Annotated in this window: 18 protein-coding genes and 1 pseudogene; 18 read left to right on the top strand and 1 reads right to left on the bottom strand. The window is 57.1% G+C overall.

All coding sequences use genetic code 11. The features are described from left to right. Positions 1-157: 157 nt before the first annotated feature. On the bottom strand, positions 158-1144 hold the full coding sequence (locus ACSQ8V_RS18970) for a malate dehydrogenase (protein ID WP_213766688.1): 987 nt from the start codon (positions 1142-1144) through the stop codon (positions 158-160). Between the two features lie 560 nt (positions 1145-1704). On the opposite strand from ACSQ8V_RS18970, the gene ACSQ8V_RS18975 reads away from it, so the two are divergent. From ACSQ8V_RS18975 to leuB, 18 genes and pseudogenes are all read left to right on the top strand, one after another. Continuing rightward, positions 1705-2493 (top strand): GntR family transcriptional regulator, encoded by a 789-nt coding sequence (locus tag ACSQ8V_RS18975; RefSeq protein ID WP_436183303.1) that lies wholly within the window; start codon positions 1705-1707, stop codon positions 2491-2493. A 156-nt stretch (positions 2494-2649) separates the two neighbouring features. Further along, on the top strand, positions 2650-3060 hold the full coding sequence (sdhC, locus tag ACSQ8V_RS18980; protein ID WP_213766686.1) for a succinate dehydrogenase, cytochrome b556 subunit: 411 nt from the start codon (positions 2650-2652) through the stop codon (positions 3058-3060). Between the two features lie 2 nt (positions 3061-3062). After that, complete coding sequence (sdhD, locus tag ACSQ8V_RS18985) at positions 3063-3437, top strand: succinate dehydrogenase, hydrophobic membrane anchor protein (RefSeq protein WP_089162203.1); 375 nt, start codon at positions 3063-3065, stop codon at positions 3435-3437. A 3-nt stretch (positions 3438-3440) separates the two neighbouring features. After that, a complete protein-coding gene (gene sdhA / locus ACSQ8V_RS18990) occupies positions 3441-5219 on the top strand; it encodes a succinate dehydrogenase flavoprotein subunit (protein WP_213766685.1) in 1779 nt (592 codons plus the stop codon). A 15-nt stretch (positions 5220-5234) separates the two neighbouring features. Further along, positions 5235-5939 carry a succinate dehydrogenase iron-sulfur subunit gene (locus ACSQ8V_RS18995; RefSeq protein ID WP_031362534.1) on the top strand — a complete coding sequence of 235 codons (705 nt, stop codon included), beginning with the start codon at positions 5235-5237 and terminating at the stop codon, positions 5937-5939. A gap of 14 nt (positions 5940-5953) precedes the next feature. After that, entirely contained in the window at positions 5954-6226 is a 273-nt protein-coding gene (locus ACSQ8V_RS19000; protein ID WP_436206749.1) for a succinate dehydrogenase assembly factor 2, read from the top strand. An 88-nt stretch (positions 6227-6314) separates the two neighbouring features. Then, a complete protein-coding gene (gltA, locus tag ACSQ8V_RS19005; RefSeq protein ID WP_213766683.1) occupies positions 6315-7616 on the top strand; it encodes a citrate synthase in 1302 nt (433 codons plus the stop codon). A gap of 858 nt (positions 7617-8474) precedes the next feature. Next, a complete protein-coding gene (locus ACSQ8V_RS19010; protein WP_436206750.1) occupies positions 8475-14393 on the top strand; it encodes an RHS repeat-associated core domain-containing protein in 5919 nt (1972 codons plus the stop codon). Between the two features lie 28 nt (positions 14394-14421). Continuing rightward, positions 14422-14802 carry a hypothetical protein gene (locus ACSQ8V_RS19015; protein ID WP_436206751.1) on the top strand — a complete coding sequence of 127 codons (381 nt, stop codon included), beginning with the start codon at positions 14422-14424 and terminating at the stop codon, positions 14800-14802. A gap of 88 nt (positions 14803-14890) precedes the next feature. Continuing rightward, a complete protein-coding gene (locus ACSQ8V_RS19020) occupies positions 14891-15355 on the top strand; it encodes a tetratricopeptide repeat protein (RefSeq protein ID WP_436206752.1) in 465 nt (154 codons plus the stop codon). Between the two features lie 6 nt (positions 15356-15361). Beyond that, a pseudogene (locus ACSQ8V_RS19025) lies at positions 15362-15525 on the top strand (citrate/2-methylcitrate synthase); the annotation flags it as partial. 243 nt (positions 15526-15768) lie between these two features. After that, positions 15769-15990 carry a YdcH family protein gene (locus ACSQ8V_RS19030; protein WP_031362537.1) on the top strand — a complete coding sequence of 74 codons (222 nt, stop codon included), beginning with the start codon at positions 15769-15771 and terminating at the stop codon, positions 15988-15990. 58 nt (positions 15991-16048) lie between these two features. Beyond that, positions 16049-17149: a polyphosphate kinase 2 gene (ppk2, locus tag ACSQ8V_RS19035; protein ID WP_436206753.1), complete on the top strand. Its 1101-nt coding sequence runs from the start codon at positions 16049-16051 to the stop codon at positions 17147-17149. A 171-nt stretch (positions 17150-17320) separates the two neighbouring features. Then, the gene (locus ACSQ8V_RS19040; protein ID WP_436206754.1) at positions 17321-17509 is read left to right on the top strand and encodes a type II toxin-antitoxin system Phd/YefM family antitoxin; all 189 of its coding nucleotides are present in this window, start codon (positions 17321-17323) and stop codon (positions 17507-17509) included. 223 nt (positions 17510-17732) lie between these two features. Continuing rightward, positions 17733-19142 carry a 3-isopropylmalate dehydratase large subunit gene (gene leuC, locus ACSQ8V_RS19045; protein WP_213766647.1) on the top strand — a complete coding sequence of 470 codons (1410 nt, stop codon included), beginning with the start codon at positions 17733-17735 and terminating at the stop codon, positions 19140-19142. After that, complete coding sequence (locus tag ACSQ8V_RS19050) at positions 19139-19270, top strand: entericidin A/B family lipoprotein (RefSeq protein WP_213766646.1); 132 nt, start codon at positions 19139-19141, stop codon at positions 19268-19270. The genes leuC and ACSQ8V_RS19050 overlap by 4 nt, the downstream gene beginning before the upstream one ends. Positions 19271-19314: 44 nt before the next feature. Continuing rightward, the gene (gene leuD, locus ACSQ8V_RS19055) at positions 19315-19965 is read left to right on the top strand and encodes a 3-isopropylmalate dehydratase small subunit (RefSeq protein ID WP_436183308.1); all 651 of its coding nucleotides are present in this window, start codon (positions 19315-19317) and stop codon (positions 19963-19965) included. A gap of 49 nt (positions 19966-20014) precedes the next feature. Further along, positions 20015-21082, top strand: a complete 1068-nt coding sequence (gene leuB, locus ACSQ8V_RS19060) for a 3-isopropylmalate dehydrogenase (RefSeq protein WP_436206755.1) — start codon at positions 20015-20017, stop codon at positions 21080-21082. Positions 21083-21339: the final 257 nt, after the last annotated feature.

Here is a 21339-nt window from a genome sequence, read left to right on the forward strand (position 1 = left end):
GGTTGCTTGTAAAGAGGGTGGAAACGGCGGATTCGGGTGGGTTCGGACGTTATTCAAGGCGCCATCAGACGCCAGATGCCAAACGCACTCGAATCAGCAGCGAGCGCCGGCCCTGTGGCCAGGCGCTCGCGTGAAACGCAAAGACTGCCAGACCCGCTTACTTGCCCAGCAGATGCGCAACGCCTTCACGCTCTTCGAGCAATTCGTTCAGCGTGCCGGTCATTTTCTCGCGCGAGAACGCGTCGATTTCCAGGCCTTCAACACGCTTGTATTCGCCGTTTTCGCACGTCACGGGGACACCGTAGATGATGTCTTCCGGGATTTCATACGAACCATCAGACGGAATGCCCATGGTGACCCACTTGCCGTTCGTGCCCAGCACCCAGTCACGCACGTGGTCGATAGCCGCGTTGGCCGCCGACGCCGCCGACGACAAACCACGCGCTTCGATGATCGCCGCGCCGCGCTTGCCGACGGTCGGGATAAACGTGTTGCGGTTCCATTCGTCGTCACTGATCAGCTTGGTCAGCGACTCGCCTTCCACCGTAGCGAAACGGAAATCCGGGTACATGGTCGGCGAGTGATTGCCCCACACAGCCAGCTTTTCGATAGCAGCAACCGGCTTGCCCGACTTCGATGCCAGTTGCGACAGCGCGCGGTTGTGGTCCAGACGCAGCATGGCGGTGAAATTCTTCTTCGGCAGATCCGGCGCCGACTTCATCGCGATATACGCGTTCGTGTTGGCCGGGTTGCCGACCACGAGCACCTTGATGTCGCGGCTTGCCACTTCATTGAGCGCCTTGCCTTGCACCGTGAAGATTTCGGCGTTAGCGGACAGCAGGTCCTTGCGCTCCATGCCCTTCGAACGGGGACGGGCGCCGACCAGCAACGCGACGTCGGCGTCCTTGAACGCGACCTTCGGGTCGTCGGTGACGACCACGCCGGCCAGCAACGGGAACGCGCAGTCTTCCAGTTCCATGACAACGCCCTTGACGGCGCCTTGCGCCTGCGGCAGGTCGAGCAACTGAAGGATGACCGGCTGATCCTTGCCTAGCAGGTCGCCATTGGCGATGCGGAACAGCAGCGAGTAACCGATTTGACCTGCGGCGCCGGTGACGGCAACGCGCTTTGCGGACTTAGCCATTGAGAACACTCCTGAACGGTGCGTGAAACGCTAGGGGAAAACGCCATTTTAGGCGCGTTACGCGAAGCGTTGATGAAGCATGTGAATCGAACTGCGCGGGCCGCCCCGAAAATCCAATGGCGCCGCGCCTGAAGCGAGATTGTCATTGTCTTTCCGGTAGCATGCCGGCAATCGCAGCCCAACCCTCGTGCTGGGAATCTGGCTCTGCGAGCATGGGGATTTGCGCTGGATCCTGCTGGTTCAGCGCCGCGCAACACCTCATGCGTCGCGTTTTCGAGGGCGCGCGGGCGTTGCAAGAGCGGGGCACTGGCAGCGGCAGCGAACACGAAAGCCGTTCGGCTTGAGGCGGTGAGCGGCAGGGCGTTCTGGTGACCAGCGCTAGGCCGGCCGACGCACCGGGTGCGCCGCATGACACACGCAGCATCCCGCAAACCCTTGCTCGCCAAGGAGTGTAGGATTCGATCAAGGCAAAGTCAACCGTATCATATGTCTTATATAAGACATAGGAATGTCCGGGAAAACGCTAGACGCGACTCGGCGCTTTATGATGAAATGCGCGCATGAATTCGAACCCAGCGAGCACCACGAACCTTCCGGGCGCAGCCGGCGCGACGGAAGTCGTGCCCGCTTCGTCGCCGACGTTCAGCCCGCTATACCAGCAGATCAAGGCCCTGATTACCCAAGGGCTTGAGTCGGGCGAATGGAAGCCCGGCGAAATGATCCCCAGCGAAGTCGAACTCGCGGCCCGCTACAAGGTGAGCCAGGGGACGGTGCGCAAAGCCATTGACGAACTCGCCGCCGGCAACCTGCTCGTGCGCCGTCAGGGCAAGGGCACCTTTGTTGCAACGCACAACGAAGATCGCGTACAGTTCCGCTTTCTCCGGTTACTGCCGGAAGACGGCGACCTTCATCCCCACGTGAGCCGATTGCTGGAGTGCCGCCGTTTGCGCGCACCCGCTGAGATCGCTCGCCAACTGGACCTGAAGCCGGCCGACCCCGTCGTGTGTATCAAACGCTTGCTGCAATTCGACGGTGAAACCACCGTTCTGGACGAAATCTGGTTACCCGGCGCGGTTTTCCGCGGGCTGACGGCTGAGCGCCTGGCGGATTACAAAGGCCCGCTTTATGCAATGTTCGAAACGGAATTCGGCACGCGCATGATCCGGGCATCGGAAAAAATCAGGGCGGTGGGCGCGGACGACACAGTCGCGGAATTACTTGGCGTGGCCGTCGGGTCGCCGCTGTTGTCGGTCGAGCGGGTGTCGTACACGTATGGCGACCGGCCGGTGGAAGTGCGGCGCGGGTGGTATGTCACGAACGGCTATTACTATCAAAACGATTTGAGTTGAAACGGGACGTGGATGGCTTGGCGGCGAACCCAAGGGGCGCCTTAAAAGCCTTTCTCACGCGATCAGCAATAGCCTCTTGCGCGGCATTTCGCTGCAGCGCGATATAAAAAGGCGCTAAAATCGCGGACTAGTGTGATAACAAAGTTGGGGTCTAGCATGGCTGAAGCCGTAAAAAAACCAAGACCTGAGTACCGGAATATCGGAATTGCTCAGCTAGCAACCTACCGCTTGCCACTAGCGGGGAAGGTTTCAATTCTTCACCGTATCAGTGGTCTGCTTCTATTCGTATCGCTGCCGTTTCTGCTCTATCTGCTGGACCAAAGCCTGACGTCGGAGATTAGTTTCGACTCCTTCAAGGGCTTTCTCGCCAATCCCCTCGTCAAGATCGTCGTCCTCGTGCTTTCGTGGTCCTTCCTGTTCCACTTTTGCGCAGGCATCCGCTTCCTGCTGCTCGATACCCATCGCGCAGTGAGCAAGGAAGGCGGCAAGCAGACGTCCATCGTCGTCCTCACGGTGTCATCTCTGCTGACAATCGTCGTTGCGCTTAAACTCTTCGGAGCCTTCTGAGAATGGCAGCGAATAACAACAATCGAATCGGTCCCAAGCGCCTCGTCGTTGGCGCGCATTACGGCTTGCGCGACTGGCTGGCGCAACGCATTACCGCCGTCGTGATGGCCCTGTACACACTGGTCCTGCTGTTCTGGTTTTTCGGTGCGCGTGATTTTTCGTACGACGGCTGGGCATCCATATTCGCCATGCAATGGATGAAGCTCGCGACGTTTGTCGCGCTGCTCTCGCTCTTCTATCACGCGTGGGTTGGCATCCGGGACATCTGGATGGACTACGTGAAGCCGGTCGGCTTGCGCCTGTTCCTGCAAGTGGCGACGATCCTCTGGCTGGTCGGCTGTATCGGCTACGCGGCACAGATTCTCTGGAGAGTGTAAAGAATGGCTGCAATCAAAACGTCCCTGCCGCGTCGCCGTTTCGACGTAGTTATCGTAGGCGCAGGTGGTTCCGGCATGCGCGCGTCGCTGCAACTCGCTCGCGCGGGCCTGTCGGTCGCGGTGCTGTCGAAGGTGTTCCCGACGCGTTCGCACACCGTCGCGGCTCAAGGCGGTATTGGCGCGTCGCTCGGCAACATGAGCGAAGACAACTGGCATTACCACTTCTACGACACCATCAAGGGCTCCGACTGGCTCGGCGACCAGGATGCGATCGAATTCATGTGCCGTGAAGCGCCCGGCGCCGTCTACGAACTCGAACACATGGGCATGCCGTTCGACCGTAACGCCGACGGCACGATCTACCAGCGTCCGTTCGGCGGCCACACGGCGAACTACGGCGAAAAGCCGGTGCAGCGTGCATGCGCCGCCGCCGACCGTACCGGCCACGCGTTGCTGCACACGCTGTATCAGCAGAACGTCGCGGCCAAGACGCACTTCTTCGTTGAATGGATGGCGCTGGACCTGATCCGCGACGCCGACGGCGACGTGCTCGGCGTGACTGCCATGGAAATGGAAACGGGCGACGTCCACATTCTCGAAGGCAAGACCACGTTGTTCGCCACGGGCGGCGCGGGCCGGATCTTCGCGGCATCGACCAACGCGTTCATCAATACCGGCGACGGCCTCGGCATGGCGGCCCGCTCGGGCATCGCTTTGCAGGACATGGAATTCTGGCAATTCCACCCGACTGGCGTGGCCGGCGCGGGTGTGCTGATTACCGAAGGCGTACGCGGCGAAGGCGGCATCCTGCGCAATTCCGACGGCGAGCGCTTCATGGAACGCTATGCGCCGACGCTGAAGGATCTGGCGCCGCGCGACTTCGTTTCGCGTTCGATGGACCAGGAAATCAAGGAAGGCCGCGGCGTGGGTCCGAACAAAGACCACGTCTTGCTGGACCTGTCGCACATCGGCGCCGAGACCATCATGAAACGTCTCCCGTCGATCCGCGAGATCGCGATGAAATTCGCGAACGTGGACTGCATCAAGGAACCGATCCCGGTCGTGCCGACCATCCATTACCAGATGGGCGGCATTCCTACGAACATTCACGGCCAGGTCGTGGGTACGCTGAAGGGCGGCTACGAAGAGCCGGTCAACGGCTTCTACGCGGTCGGAGAATGTTCGTGCGTGTCGGTGCACGGCGCGAACCGCCTGGGCACGAACTCGCTGCTGGACTTGGTGGTGTTTGGCCGCGCGGCCGGCAACCACATCATCAAGCATGCGCTGGAAATGAAGGAACACAAGCCGTTGCCGGCCGATGCCGCCGACGCCGCGCTTGAACGCCTCGCCGTGCTGGAGAACTCGTCGTCGGGCGAATACACGCAATCGATCGCTAACGACATTCGCGCGACCATGCAGGCGCATGCCGGCGTGTTCCGCACGTCGAAGCTGTTGGCGGAAGGCGTGGACAAGATCAAGGAATTGTCCGAGCGCGTGAAGCACGTGCATTTGAAGGACAAGTCGAAGGTCTTCAACACCGCGAAGGTCGAAGCGCTGGAACTCGCGAACCTGATCGAAGTGGCGCGTGCGACCATGATTTCGGCTGAAGCGCGCAAGGAAAGCCGCGGTGCGCATGCGCAAAGCGACTTCGAAGTCCGCGACGACGAGAACTGGATGAAGCACACGCTGTGGTTCAGCGAAGGCGACAAGCTCGATTACAAGCCGGTGCACATGACGCCGCTGACGGTCGAATCGGTGCCGCCGAAAGCGCGTACCTTCTAAGGCAAGGAAATCGAAATGGCAAAGCGTACTTTTGAAATCTACCGCTACGATCCGGACAAGGACGCGGCGCCCCGCATGCAGACGTACGAGATCGAGATCGACTCGCACGAACGCATGTTGCTGGACGCGCTGCTGAAGCTGAAGTCCGTCGACGAAACGCTGTCGTTCCGCCGTTCGTGCCGTGAAGGCGTGTGCGGTTCGGACGCCATGAACATCAACGGCAAGAACGGTCTGGCCTGCTTGCAGAACATGAACGACCTGCCGCAGAAGATCGTGTTGCGTCCGCTGCCGGGCCTGCCTGTTGTGCGTGACCTGATTTGCGATTTCACGCAATTCTTTAACCAGTATCATTCGATCAAGCCGTATCTGATCAACGACACGCCGCCGCCGGAAAAAGAGCGTCTGCAAACGCCGGAAGAGCGCGACGAGCTCGACGGCCTGTACGAGTGCATCCTGTGTGCTAGCTGCTCGACTTCATGCCCGAGCTTTTGGTGGAACCCGGACAAGTTCGTAGGTCCGGCGGGCCTGTTGCAAGCCTATCGATTCATTGCGGACAGCCGTGACGAAGCGACGGGTGAACGTCTCGACAACCTGGAAGATCCGTACCGTCTGTTCCGTTGCCACACGATCATGAATTGCGTCGATGTGTGCCCGAAGGGACTGAATCCCACGAAGGCTATCGGCAAGATCAAAGAATTGATGGTGCGCCGCGCTGTCTGAGAAGGACTTGTGTCATGAATGACTCCGGGCATCAGTCCGACCCTCTACGCCGCGCACGCCTTCGCTGGCGCGCGCGGCGCGGTCTGCTGGAAAACGATCTGATCTTCGAGCGTTTTTTCAGCCGATATGAGCATGACCTCAGTGACGCGGACGTTGGTGTTTTGACGCAACTGCTGGAACTGGGCGACAACGACCTGATGGACTTGCTGCTGGCACGCAAGGAACCGGAAGGCGAACTGGCCTCGCCGGATATGAGCCGCGTGCTGGAGATGCTGCGCTCGGCCTGAGTTAGTCCACTGAGCCAGCCATGCGGCGCGTGCAAGAGTCGTGCGAATTATCGAAAACCTGTTTCCATACTTCGATTGAGGATGTGCTATGACCCCGTCAGATGTTAAAGCCACGCTATCGTTCAGCGACAACTCGCCGAGCGTTGAAATGCCGATCTACAAGGGCACCCTGGGCCCGGACGTAATCGACATCCGCAAGCTGTACGGCCAGACCGGCAAGTTCACGTACGATCCGGGCTTCATGTCGACGGCGGCGTGCAATTCCGCAATTACGTACATCGACGGCGATAAGGGTGAGTTGCTGTATCGCGGGTATCCGATTGAGGAACTCGCGGTCAAGGCGGACTTTCTCGAGACCTGTTATGCGCTGCTGCACGGCGATCTGCCGACGGTCGAGCAGAAGGCCGAGTTCGTTGAAACCGTCACGAAGCACACGATGGTTCACGAGCAGATGCATTTCTTCTACCGCGGTTTTCGTCGCGATGCACACCCGATGGCGGTGCTCGTGGCAGCCGTTGGTGCGCTGTCGGCGTTCTATCATGACTCACTGAATATCAACGACCCGCGTCACCGTGAAGTGTCGGCGATTCGCATGATCGCGAAGCTGCCCACGCTGGTGGCGATGGCGTACAAGTTCACGATCGGCCAGCCCTTCGTTTATCCGAAGAACGATTTGTCGTATAGCGCGAACTTCATGCACATGATGTTCTCGAACCCGTGCGAAGAGTACAAGGTCAATGATGTCCTCGTGCGTGCGCTGGATCGTATTTTGATCTTGCATGCGGATCACGAGCAGAATGCTTCTACGTCGACCGTGCGTTTGGCTGGGTCGTCGGGTGCGAATCCGTTTGCTTGTATTGCTGCTGGCATTGCTTGTTTGTGGGGCCCGGCGCATGGCGGTGCGAATGAAGCCGCGCTGAACATGCTGGAAGAAATCGGTTCCGTCGATAATATTCCTGAGTTCATCAAGCAGGTGAAGGACAAGAATTCGGGCGTGAAGCTGATGGGCTTCGGGCATCGCGTTTATAAGAACTACGATCCGCGCGCGAAGCTGATGCGTGAAACGTGCCATGAAGTGCTCGAAGAGCTGGGTCTGCATGATGACCCGTTGTTCAAGCTGGCAATGGCGCTGGAAAAGATCGCGCTGGAAGACGAGTATTTTGTGTCGCGTAAGCTGTATCCGAATGTTGATTTCTATTCGGGTATTGTGCAGCGCGCGCTCGGTATTCCGACGGCCATGTTTACGTGCGTGTTTGCAATGGCGCGGACCGTGGGCTGGATCGCGCAGTGGAACGAAATGATCGCTGATCCGGAACAGAAGATTGGCCGCCCGCGTCAGTTGTTTATTGGTGATACGCCGCGCGAAGCGAAGGCGATTGATAAGCGGTAAGTTGTAGAAGTTTTCTGTGAGTTGCTATTGTGGCTGAATCAAAAACGCCCCAACGGATCATCCGTTGGGGCGTTTTTGTATTGAGTTGCCGCAGCACTACATTTTTTTGCGTTTTCGTCCGAATTTTCTCTGGGGAGACGAGCTTGCGGAACAGTAGCAGCATCCGCCGCCCTCCACGGGTCACGGGCCCTTCCTCGCCACGCTCTGCCTGCGGGCGGCATCGTTCGCTCATAGCAGCCGCATTGGACGTCTTTTTGCTAACGTCAGTTTAAACCGCCTTGCCTTTCTGATTTTTTCAATCTCAAAAATCAACATCTCTTTTACGAAAGACTAGCCGTACGGATTTTATATGGAATGCGAATCGATTAAGAAACTGTTCTATTTCGTCAACAGGTTTATTGTCGCATAACGTGACGACAATTTGTGACATCGTCGTTGGTTCGGGAGGCCTACACTGAAAGGATCAAAATAGGCGATCAAAAAATGAGAGATTTATATAATTCGTATAGCGTATTCTTTAAAAATATTAGCGTGCAACTAGCTTTGCATCAAAGCCTTCTGTTCTCCATCTCTGGCTCTTTACGCCGACTCTTTAGATACAGCTTTGCTGTCCTGCTCGCATTGCCGCTGACCTGCGCGTGGGCCGGTTCGATAAATTACAGCTATGACTCACTGGGCCGCCTCACAAAAGCCGTGTACGTAGACGGGACAACGGTTACTACGCTTAACTACGGATATGACGACGCAGGGAATTGGACGGCCGTCACAACTACTACGCCTTAAGTATCGGATTGCGCGGCGCTATCCGCGAGCAGAAATCTGCCGATTGAAAATAACGAAAATAAATCTTGGATACTTATGTACGGATCGATGCGAAAACACCTAGCCGGTGCATGTTTAGTACTTCTTATGGGAGTGGACGCGGCTAGCGCACAGATTGAAAGCGGAACGCAACACATCCAGCAAGCGACCCCGGCCATCAACCTAGGCTTGGCAAAAACGAGCGTTGTAGAGCCTGACCTGACGATGCGCGCGGCGGTTGTTCCAAACGCTGGGAAGAGCGGCAAGGTGACGGTTCGCCGAGGCGAAACAGCAATTCGTTACTCGTCCGCTGATCTGCCCGACGCAGCAAATACCGGACGAGGACGCGCAGAGTCGGAAAAGGGCACCTTGCGGGCCATCATGGTGCCAGCGAGTGCGGAAGAATCGCAGCAAGCGCGGGCATCCCGTGTCTTTCCCTCAAACCTTAACGAAGGCACGTCGCTGGATGTAAGTGCCACCGCGGGCGGATTGCTAAAGGCAGCTGGTATTACCGGCGACACTAATGCGCGAGGTCCCGCATCAATTGCAGAGCTGGCGCGTTCGCTTAGAAACGATCCAGACTTAATTTATCAGTATGTTCGAAACAATATTGAATATTACCCATTCTTCGGCGTGCAAAAAGGTGCACTGGGCGCGGTGCTAGACAATCAGGGAACAGACCATGACCAGGCTATGCTCTTGGTTGAGTTGCTTCATGCGTCCGGATATGAGGCCAATTATGTGAGTGGCGCAATCACGCTTGACGCAACGCAGGCAGGTTCATGGTTTGGCATCGACACGTCGAATGCTTGCGGGTTTTATAGCGTGCTGGCGGAAGGGCAGATTCCTGTATACGATTTTGTCTCGAGCAAGGCTGGCGATTGTCCCGGCCTTTCCGCTTCGATGCTTACCGTGACAATCGAACATGTTTGGGTCAAGGCCAAGATCAATGGCGCATGGTATGTTTTCGACCCGTCCATGAAGACACACACCATCAAGTATGGAGTCGACCTTGCCAGCAGTGAGACCACGGGTTACAACGCGGGGTCCTATCGGTTTTCGGCGCAGGCCGGTGCTACGTTCTCGACTGGCGCAGTTCAAAATATTAACCGCACAAATATTCGCGACAATCTGGCCATTTACGCCGGCAATCTCGCGAACTACCTTCGCAAGAACAAGCCGGCTGCCACGCTGGACGACGTGATCGGCGGCAAATCAATCGATCAATTTTACGGCCAGCTTCGTCAAACCGCGCTGCCCTATCAGGATTTGGGATGGCCGTCCGTCGAATTCGCCGATATGCCGAACAACCGCAAGGTCACGCTTCGCGTTCAATATCAGGGGATCGACCAGTCGTTTACGTCCGACGCGGTCTATGGGCGACGCCTAACGATCACGTATAACGCAGCCAGTCAGCCTGTGCTCAAACTCGATGGCAATCCCGTCGGCCAGCCGGGTAAAACCGCGCCGGCTGGCAGCCAAACGAGCATCACCTTTACTGTGAAGCACAATGCATATGTATCACCCAGTAGCGATCAAACGTTTTCACAGAACATCCGCGCAGGCGGGACCAATACCTACGCCATTGCCGACGGCTGGGGTCCGGCAGGACGTGGCCCTGCGGAGAACTATCGGCGGGTGATCAGCGATTTGCGCGCGTCAGGCGCGGTCGATACATCGGAGCCGCTCTTGGGTTCTACGCTGGCATTGATGGGCGCACAGTGGATTGCGCAAAGCGACCAGGCCGGCCATGTGATGGGTCAGATCGCAAATGCCACGCTGATTGCGCAGCATCGTATCGGTGTTGTCGGCTATGTCAATAACGCTTACGTCGACCTGCCAGGCAATATGATCTCGATGACGAGCGCGAACGGAGATGCGGCGACCGAGCGCGCTACGTTTATCAACTGGGCAATGCACGCGAGTATTCTCGAGTCGGCCGCTGTGCAACAGACCACAAGCATTTCCGCTGTATCCACCGTTAAACTTATCGATATGGCCGCTGCGGCAGGCCAACGTATTTACAGCGCGACCTCCTTGAATTTCAACGGGGTTGTGCAGCCGAACCTGGTCAATTGCAGCAGTCAGATAGCAGGACTGAAGGCTCAGTTGGCAGAAGGCTACGGGGTAATTACGCCTGCCCGATGCGACATCACGGAGAACAACTGGTCTGGTGCAGGCTACTTCGCCGTCGGCCCCTACCACTTTGACGCCATTATTAGCGACGGCCTCTCGGGTGGATTTAGTACCAAGCTCCAGCCGGCCGCGCAGACGAACATCAATGTCAACAGCAATCAGCAATTACCCAGCAGCCTCGCAGGCTCGGCGTTCCAGTATGGAGATCCCATTGACATGGTGCAGGGTAACTTCCTGTATGACCACGACGACATAGACGCGGGCCTTGGCGGCTATCCGCAAGATCTTTCGTTCAAACGACTTTATAGCTCCGGCAAGCGTTATTCGAACGGTGCTTTGGGCAAGGGTTGGACCCATAACTTCAATGCGACGGTGACAACTGGCTCCGATGGCTTCCAGGCAATGGGCGAAAATTCCGCGCTAGATGCGGTCGGCACGCTCGTGGAGCAGAAGGTGTCGCTGGATTTGATGATGGATCCGGCTCTGCCACTCGATAAAATGGTCATTGCCACAATCGGACAGCGGTGGTTTGGTGACCAGTTGATCGACAACACAGTGATCGTCACACAAGGGACCTCCGGCGAAGTGTTTGTGAAGCTGCCGGACGGGACCTACAACCCGCCTCCGGGAAAGTCCGCGAAACTGACCCGGAACACCGACGGCACGTATAGCTACGAGTCACTGAATCGCGCCGTACTCAAATTCAACGCAGGCGGCAAAGCCGATACCTATACTGACCCGAGTGGTGTGCAGATCAAGTACACTTATTCGGCGGCAGGCGACTTGACGCAGGTAGTCAATAGCTTGGGTCGCGCATTGACCTTTACTTACTCGAATGGCCGGATTGCTCAGGTCAAGAACGGCATGGCGACTATCGGTTACGGCTATGACGTCAGCGGAAACCTGATCACCATCACCGATGCCCTTGGCAAGAACACCACGTTCTCCTATTCCGTACCCGGCAGCATTTCCAGCGTCTACTATCCAAGTTTTCCAACAGTAGCAGCGGTCACCAATATTTATGACACGCTTGGCCGCATTAGCAGGCAGACCAATGCGCGTGGAAAGGCATACGACTATTACTTCGCCGGTTCGCGAACGGAAGAAATGAGTCCCGGCGGCCTGACGCGCACGAACTATCTTGATGGGCAGGGAAATATCCTGCAGTCAATTACGCCGTCGCTCAACGTTACGGTCAATACCTATGATGGCCAGTCGCGCTTGATTCGCTCGCAATTGCCGGAAGGCAATGCGCTCGAATATAGCTATGACGACGCAACCTGCGCGGGTGCGGAGAAGCGCTGTACGCATAACGTCAAGACCCGCAGCAAGGTTGCGCCTGCGGGTTCGGGTATCGCCCCGATCACACAAAGTTTCTCTTATGAGAGCGCGTTTAATCGCATGGAGAGTGCGACGGATGCAATAGGAAATGCGACCCGGTATTCCTACACGGCGCAGGGTTTGCCACTTTCTGTGACATCGCCGCCGGATTCCGCTGGCGTATCGCCGGTGACCAGCTACAGCTATACGAGCTATTCACCACCTGATTTCCCTTCGTTCTATCTGCCTACCTCCGTGGCCATAAAGACGTCGGCGACCAACGCGGTCACCACCACGACGGCCTACGACGCTAACAACCACTTCCCGCCAGCGACAAGCACCGTTGATGCCGGACCCGGGAAGCTGAATCTCACCACGTCCTTTACTTACGATGCGCTCGGAAACCTCCTGAAGGTGACATCCCCAAGCTTGAACACAAATACGTTCGCTTATGACGCAGCGCGGCGCGTTGTGCAGGCTGCGGATCCAACCGGCATGAAAACTGTAACGTCATACGACGCTGACGGACGTCAGATCGAAACCGCGAAGCAAATTAGCCGGGCGGGAACGCAGTGGATGGCGAGTTGTTTTCGCTACAGCGTGACCGGTAAGGTCATACGTGCATGGGGACCAGGAACAACTGCTTCAGCGACCGCTTGTCCGGCCGAAGCAGCGCCGGTTAGCGTTACCGATACAAATTACGATGATCTCGATCGTGTTTCGATTGTGGCGCAACGTTTACCTGCTGCGGAAGGCGGTGATCGCACTACTGAAACTTTCTACTACGCTGACGACACGGTGCAAGCCGTTAATCGAGGAGTTGGAACCGCACTTGCGCAGGTATATGCGAATTATGTATATACCCCGAACGGCAACTTGTCAGCGGCCACTGACGCAAACGGCAACGTGACCTTCTATACGTACGATTCGTTCGATCGGCCGTCACGGATTTACTATCCACATCCGATCTTGTCCGGCTACTTCAACCTGAACGATTATCTGGAAAACACGTACGACGCCAATGGCAATGTAACGACTTTGCGCAAGCGAAATACACAACAGGTTACGCAGACCTGGGACAAGTTAAACCGCTTGGTAGCGCGGGCGTATCCCCAAGGAACCGGCAACGTTCAATTTACCTACGACCTGCGTGGACTGCGCACGGCTGCTCAATATGCATCAGGAGCCCACTCGAACGTGTATACCTGGGACAACGCGGGCAGGTTACGCAGTGCTGTCTTGGACGGACGTACGCTTTCGTACCTTTACGACCCGGATGGAAACCGTACCCGGCTTACGTGGCCTGACGGTTTTTTTGTGACCACTGAATACGACTCCCGCAATTATCCTCTAGCGACGAAGGAAAACGGCAGCGCCTCCCTTGCGGCTTACGGTTACGACCCACTGGGCCGGCGATTTGGAATGGACTGGTACAACGGCTCGGAGACACTGTTCCAATATGACACCCAAGGTCGGATGTCCGGGTTGAGCCGTAACTTCTATGGCGCCGACACTGAGCAGGCTATTTACAGCCGCAATCAGTTGGGTGAAGTGACGGGTGTGAACTGGGATAACAACCTGAATCAGTGGACCGGTGCGGTGCGTGGATCTCGTGGCTTTACGGCCAACGGATTAAACCAATACAAATCGATTCCCAGTGGCACGCCGGCCTATGACGCAAACGGCAATCTCACGCGAGATGGCACTGCTTCCTATACGTATGATCTGGACAATCGACTGAGGTCGGGGACTCGTGCTGGCGTTACGACAACCCTTGAATATGACCCGGAGGGAAGGTTGCAACAGATAGTCACGGGAGGGGCCGCGACCAATCTGCTGTATGACGGCAATGATCTGATTGCGGAATACGATGGCGCGGGCAAGCTGCAGAAGCGGTACGTGCATACTCCTGGTACCACGGAACTGATTCTCTCGTATGACGGGCCTGGTACGACGACGAAAAACTATTTCTATGCGGACTATCTTGGAAGCATCACTGCTACGGCCGACAGAAACGGTATTCGCACGGGTGGATTTAACTACGGACCGTACGGAGAGCCAGGGGCAGCGCCGCAAAGGTTTGGTTTTACAGGGCAGGAGTACATTGGAGAACAGGATCTGTACTATTACAAGGCGCGCATGTATTCGCCAACGCTGGGACGGTTTCTGCAGACAGACCCGGCGGGACCGAAGGATGATCTGAACCTGTATGCGTATGTGGGGAACAACCCGGTGAATCGGGTGGACCCCACGGGGCTGGCGAAGGTGGCGGTCGGGGTTGCAATTCAGGTTGCCGGCGTCGTCACTGATCCCAGTCATTATATAAAGCGGGTAGGGGCTGGAAACATTGATTCAGTCGTTAGCGTGGCGGTTGGTATTGCCCAGTCCCCCGGCTTCGTAGGTGGCACTTCATTTGGAATGACAGTGAATGGCGTAAATTATAACGTGCGTAGTTTTGTGCTCCCAATGGGCGATATTAATCTGGGAACGATTCATCCTGATGATGGCCGTCACAGGTGATAGTGATTTCATTTTATAAGGTGTTTTTATGCACGACGACGAGAGACCAATTCTTGATAGCGAGATTGAGCTTATAAAGGCCTTGCTGAATTATGCATTTCCCGGAGACGACGCATTTTTTACTCAAGTAGATCAATTGGAAAAAGTGATTTCATGGAATTGTGACGACACGCTGCTAAAGCTTTGCTTAAAAAGTGAATGTTCTAACTATCAAAATCAATTTTTCCGCAAGAATTTGAGCGGATTTATTGAGGCGTCGGGAATTGATTTGGATGGGGAGGCGGTGAATGCAATTTTGTGGATAACGGACGGCGAAATTAGGGATCTTGAGTTTTTGCGGCCGGATTCGAAAAAGGTTCAACGCCCTCCGATGGCTACCGACCTTCGGAGTTTTGTAAAAGCAATCTGAAGGCGTCGTCTTTCCGTGCGGCGCAAAGAGCGGCCGATGAAAAACGAAGGGCCGCTGACGCGGCCCTTCGTTGTTTTAAGCGGTGGTAATGATGAGCCTGCCGTGCTCGACGGTGATGCGCACTTGCTGGCCTGCTGTTCCTCAGGACATGCAACAGTCGTTTCATTGGTACAAGCTGGCGGCCGATGCTGGAAACGCTGAGGCACAAGTGAGCGTAGCGCAGCTCTATATAGATGGATCCGGCGTGACGCAAGATTATCAGCAGGCGTTAAAGTGGGTTCAGCTAGCTGCCGATCAAGGTTTGGCTCTAGCACATACAAAGTTGGGCTGGATGTATATGAATGGGTACGGAGTTGCACAGAATTACCGAGAAGCCCTGAAATGGGAAACATCTGCCGCGCAGAAGGGCGATCCTGCGGGACAGTTTAATCTTGCATTACTTTATCTCCGCGGCCAGGGCATTAAAGTTGATAAGCAAGAGGCTCTCAAGTGGTTACAACTATCCGCGGGGCAAGGATACGAGGCGGCGAAAACTGCACTGACAGAGCTATAGCAGAGCGTTCAGACTGCCGTGTTCACGTACGTGTTTGTGATGGCGCGTACGGGGCTGGACTGCACAGTGGAACGAAAATGATAGCTGTTTTGGAGCAGAAGATAGGCCGTCCGCGTCAGTTGGTCATCGGCGAAACGCCGCGCCAGGCGAAGGCGATCGACAAGCAGTAGTTTGCATTGAGTAGGGGTTTGAAGGAAGCCCCGGCGCGTATTTGCCGGGGCTTTTGCATCCACGATGCCTGATTGTTTCTCCGCCTGCCATTCGTCCTTCGCGCTTGCCCCCCAACCCCACCTGCCCAAGCCAAAACTCGCGCAAACACGAGCAATATCAACATGCGACTTGTGTAGTAATGCCAAGATATCCAGGCTTACTGACCCTGCGGGCTTGCCCGCAAACCGCACGAGGAGCTACCGATGTTTCCAGAATTTCGCGATCTGATTTCCACGCTCAAGACGGAAGACGCCCACTTCGCTCGATTGTTTCAGCGTCACAACGAACTGGATCATGAGATCAAGAACATGGAGGGTGGGCCGCTACCCGCGGACGGTCGGACTATCGAAACGCTCAAGAAGGAAAAGCTGCTTTTGAAGGACAAGCTCTATGTCGTCTTGAAGAAGGCCGCGACGCCGGCTTAAGCAGGCAGCGCCTCGTTTAACCCTGAGAGGCGGGGCGCCTAGTTATAAGGAAGAGACTTTGACATCACAGCACGAAAAATCCGACGCTCGCCATTCTGCCGTGCGAAGCGTCGCTCGCGGCGACGTCCTGGAGACCGGTACTCCGCGTGCCGCACAGCTCGATGAAACCGGCCGCGCCGTTCAGGCGGCCAACGAGCAAATCACAAGCACTTTGCAGCACGTATTGTCGACGGGTGCCGCGCAGGACCCGGGCACGCTGATGGACACCATCAAGACATTGATGAGCGGCCTCTCCCCCGATGAAACCACCGCCCTTCGCAGCGTCATGCTCGAGGGTGATCCGGCGCTTTGGCATGCTCGCGTTTCACGGCATCCCGACGACGAACTGTCACGTGACTGGCGCGGCGGCGGGTATCCATATCGGAACCTGATGTCGCGCCATGCGTACGAGAAGCAGAAGTATGCGCTGCAGGTTGAATTGCTGAAGTTGCAGGCGTGGGTACGGGAGACCGGCCAGCGTCTGGTGATCCTGTTCGAAGGGCGAGACGCTGCGGGCAAGGGTGGCGCCATCAAGCGCTTTATGGAGCACATGAATCCGCGCGGTGCGCGCGTCGTCGCGCTCGAAAAACCGACCGAGTCCGAGCGCGGCCAATGGTACTTCCAGCGTTACGTGCAACACCTGCCGACATCGGGCGAAATCGTGCTGTTCGATCGCTCCTGGTACAACCGGGCGGGCGTTGAGCGGGTCATGGGGTTCTGTTCGGAACACGAATATAACGACTTCATGCAGCAGGTTCCCGAATTCGAGCGGCAACTCGTTCGAAGCGGCATGCATGTCGTCAAGTTCTGGTTTTCGGTGAGCCAGGAAGAACAGCGCCGGCGCTTCAAGGAGCGGGAGATTCATCCGCTCAAGCAATGGAAGCTCAGTCCGGTGGATCTCGCCTCGCCGGACAAATGGAACGAATACACGGACGCCAAGGAAGCGATGTTCGCGCAAACCGATACGGCGGATTCTCCATGGGCGGTGGTTCGCTCGGACTGCAAGAAGCGGGCGCGGCTCAACGCAATGCGCCATATCCTGCATAAGCTGCCGTATGCGAACCGGGACGTTCGCGCAATTGGGACGGTCGATCCGTTGATCGTGGGGCGGGCTTTGTAGGCTGGTGTTTGACGGGTTGTTGATACATTCAACGGGTGTAGGTGCAGTCAGCGCTTACACCCATTTTTATGTCCGAAAGTTTGTTCCCTGGGCAAGGTTTCTACACCACGTCACTGAGAACCCCGGATGTGACAGATCTACACGAAGATAAACCAATACGAATGGCGAGCGATGGACCCGGTTTTCATCGCAGGCCGCGACCATCCGGCCCATATCCTGCTGCCCATCGAAGAGTTTCCATGGGGCACCGACGCTTCCAACGCGAACATTGTCGAGCGGTTAGCTGCTCCAGACGCTGCGAATATCGAATTCAAGGCGCCGCGGTCAGGCCGCTTATTCCACCCAGCTGATTTCTCCTGATTTGCTTCCTTAACAGGCCGGCCGCGCGGCTAAACGGCTGATTCTTTTCTGCATTCCGGTTGAGCGGCCCATCCCGGTACTCCCCATACAGGTAGCCCTACTACCACCCTAACTCACTGTTTTATATCGGTTTTTTCTTGGTTCACTAGCGCAAAGCGCCGTCCTGCGTGGCATAATCATCAAACCAAAAAACACCCCCGCAGTCACAACACCTGAAAAGACCATGGCCCAGACCCTGTACGACAAGTTGTGGAATTCGCATGTGATCCACACCGAGGAAGACGGCACGTCCATCCTCTACATCGACCGTCATTTGCTCCACGAAGTGACCAGCCCGCAAGCGTTCGAGGGTCTGAAACTGGCCGAGCGGCCGGTGTGGCGGATCAGCGCGAACCTGGCAGTGTCCGACCACAATGTGCCCACTACCGATCGTTCGCACGGCATCGCGGACCCGATCTCGAAGCTGCAAGTCGACACGCTCGACAATAACTGCGACGCCTACGGCATCACGCAGTTCAAGATGAACGACCTGCGACAGGGCATTGTGCATATCATCGGGCCGGAACAGGGCGCGACGCTGCCGGGAATGACAATAGTCTGCGGCGACTCGCATACCTCCACGCACGGCGCGTTCGGCGCGTTGGCGCATGGCATCGGTACGTCGGAAGTCGAGCACGTGCTCGCCACGCAAACGCTGCTGCAAAAGAAGAGCAAGAACTTGCTCGTCAAGGTCGAAGGACCGCTGCCGCGCGGCTGTACCGCGAAGGACATCGTGCTGGCGATCATCGGCAAGATCGGCACGGCGGGCGGCAATGGTTACGCCATCGAATTTGGCGGTTCGACCATCCGGGCGTTGTCCATGGAAGGCCGCATGACGGTCTGCAACATGGCCATCGAAGCGGGCGCGCGGGCAGGCATGGTTGCCGTCGACGAAACCACGATCAACTATCTGAAAGATCGCCCGTACTCGCCGCACGGCGCGGAATTCGAGCAGGCGGCAACCTATTGGCGCACCTTCACGTCCGATCCGGGCGCGAAGTTTGACCGCGTCGTGGAGTTGAATGCGGCTGAAATCGTGCCGCAAGTGACGTGGGGCACGTCGCCGGAAATGGTGACGTCCATCGACGGCCGCGTGCCGGATCCCGAGCGCGAAAAGGACCCGGTCAAGCGCGACGCAATCGAACGCGCGCTGAAGTACATGGCGCTCGAACCGAACACGCCGATGCAATCGATCAAGCCGGACAAGATTTTCATCGGCTCGTGCACGAATGCACGGATCGAGGACTTGCGCGCCGCAGCCTATGTGGTGAAGACGCTTGGCCGCCGCGTGGCGCCGAACATCCGTCTGGCGATGGTCGTGCCGGGTTCCGGCCTCGTGAAGGCGCAAGCAGAACGGGAAGGGCTCGACAAGGTATTCCTCGACGCGGGTTTCCAGTGGCGCGAACCCGGCTGCTCGATGTGCCTCGCGATGAACGCCGACCGGCTGGAACCGGGCGAGCGCTGCGCATCCACATCGAATCGCAACTTCGAAGGGCGTCAGGGCGCAGGCGGCCGCACGCATCTGGTGAGTCCGGCAATGGCGGCGGCAGCGGCTATTGAAGGCCATTTCGTCGATATCCGCGAACTGGCATGAAGCGCGTCTTTACTCTGCTGGCGTTGATCGCGGTCGTCGCCACTGCTGCGGGCTGCAATACGGTCCACGGCTTTGGCGAGGATCTGCATCACCTCGGCAACTCGATCAGCAACGCGGCCGACAAGTAAGCGGTTTTAAAGAACGGTCAAGCAGACCAAACCGGTGACGGATCATGGAAAAATTCACAGTACATAGCGGGCTCGTGGCGCCGCTGGATCGCGATAACGTCGACACGGACGCGATCATTCCGAAGCAGTTCCTGAAGTCGATCAAGCGCACGGGTTTCGGCCCGAACGCCTTCGACGAATGGCGTTATCTCGATGTCGGCCAGCCGGGCCAGGACAACTCGAACCGGCCGCTGAATCCGGATTTCGTGCTGAACCAGCCGCGCTACAAGGGCGCGTCGATCCTGCTGACGCGCAAGAATTTCGGCTGCGGCAGCTCGCGCGAGCACGCGCCGTGGGCGCTCGACCAGTACGGTTTCCGCGCGATCATCGCGCCGAGTTTCGCTGATATCTTCTACAACAATTGCTTCAAGAACGGTCTGCTGCCAATCGTCCTGACCGAAAGCCAGGTCGACAAGCTGTTCAACGAAACCTACGCGTTTAATGGGTTCAAGCTGACGGTCGATCTGGAACGGCAGGTTGTGCTGACCGGCGACGGCACGGAATACCCGTTCGAAGTGCCCGGTTTCCGCAAGTTCTGCCTGCTGAATGGTTTCGATGACATCGCGCTCACGCTGCGCCATGCCGACAAGATCCGTCAGTTCGAAAACGAGCGTCTCGTGAAGCAGCCGTGGCTGAATAACCGCCTCGTCGGGTAAGTACGAGCGAGCATAAACGCGTACGAATCAACAAAGAAAAGGAAACACCATGAAGATTGCAGTGCTGCCCGGCGATGGCATCGGTCCGGAGATCATCAAGGAAGCCGTCAAGGTCCTGAACGCGCTCGACGAAAAGTTCGAGCTCGAAGAAGCGCCGGTCGGCGGCGCGGGTTACGAGGCGAACGGCCATCCGCTGCCGGAAGCGACGCTCGCGCTGGCGAAAGCATCGGATGCAATCCTGTTTGGCGCCGTGGGCGACTGGAAATACGATTCGCTCGAACGCGCGCTGCGTCCGGAGCAGGCCATCCTGGGTCTGCGCAAGCATTTGCAATTGTTCGCGAACTTCCGTCCGGCCATTTGTTATCCGCAATTGACGGCGGCTTCGTCGCTGAAGCCGGAGATCGTGGCGGGGCTGGATATCCTGATCATCCGCGAACTTAATGGCGATATCTATTTTGGCCAGCCGCGCGGCGTGCGCTCATCGCCGGATGGGTTGTTCGAAGGCGCGAAGGAAGGCTTCGACACCATGCGTTATTCCGAGCCGGAAGTACGTCGCATTGCACATGTGGCGTTTCAGGCCGCGCAAAAGCGCGCGAAGAAGCTGACGAGCGTCGATAAAGCCAACGTGCTGGAAACGTCGCAATTCTGGCGTGACGTGATGATCGATGTATCGAAGGAATATGCGGACGTCGAGCTGTCGCATATGTACGTGGACAACGCGGCCATGCAACTGGTGAAGGCGCCGAAGGCGTTCGACGTGGTGGTGACCGGCAACATGTTCGGCGACATTCTCTCCGACGAAGCCGCCATGCTGACGGGTTCCATCGGTATGCTGCCGTCCGCCTCGCTCGATAAAAACAACAAGGGCCTGTACGAGCCGTCGCATGGTTCGGCGCCGGATATCGCGGGCAAGGGCGTGGCGAATCCGCTGGCGACCATCCTCTCGGCCGCCATGATGCTGCGCTACTCGCTCGGTAAGCCCGAGCAGGCTGACCGGATCGAAACCGCGGTGAAGAAGGTGCTCGCGCAGGGTCTGCGTACGGGGGATATCGCGACACCGGACGGCCGTACGGTCGGCACGCAGGAAATGGGCGATGCGGTTGTCGCGGCGCTTTAAGCTTTAATACTGGTAACGCGCTTTTTCATCGGATGGTTTGGCGAAAAATTCCGATGGAAAAGCGTCTCGCGGCGGACGTTTTTGCCGGATGCCGCCGATCGCGATATTTCATCTCGATTCGTCGCTTTTAGCGCACGAACCACGTCAAAAGGCGTGGAACGCTCGCGCGGAGGGACGAATATGCGGGTTATCGTGTAGACTCTTTTGTTATGGCGAAGATCTCTTCAATCTCTCTGGACTCGATTTCATGCGGCGGT

Source organism: Caballeronia sp. LjRoot31 (genome assembly GCF_964253885.1).
Lineage (GTDB): Bacteria > Pseudomonadota > Gammaproteobacteria > Burkholderiales > Burkholderiaceae > Caballeronia.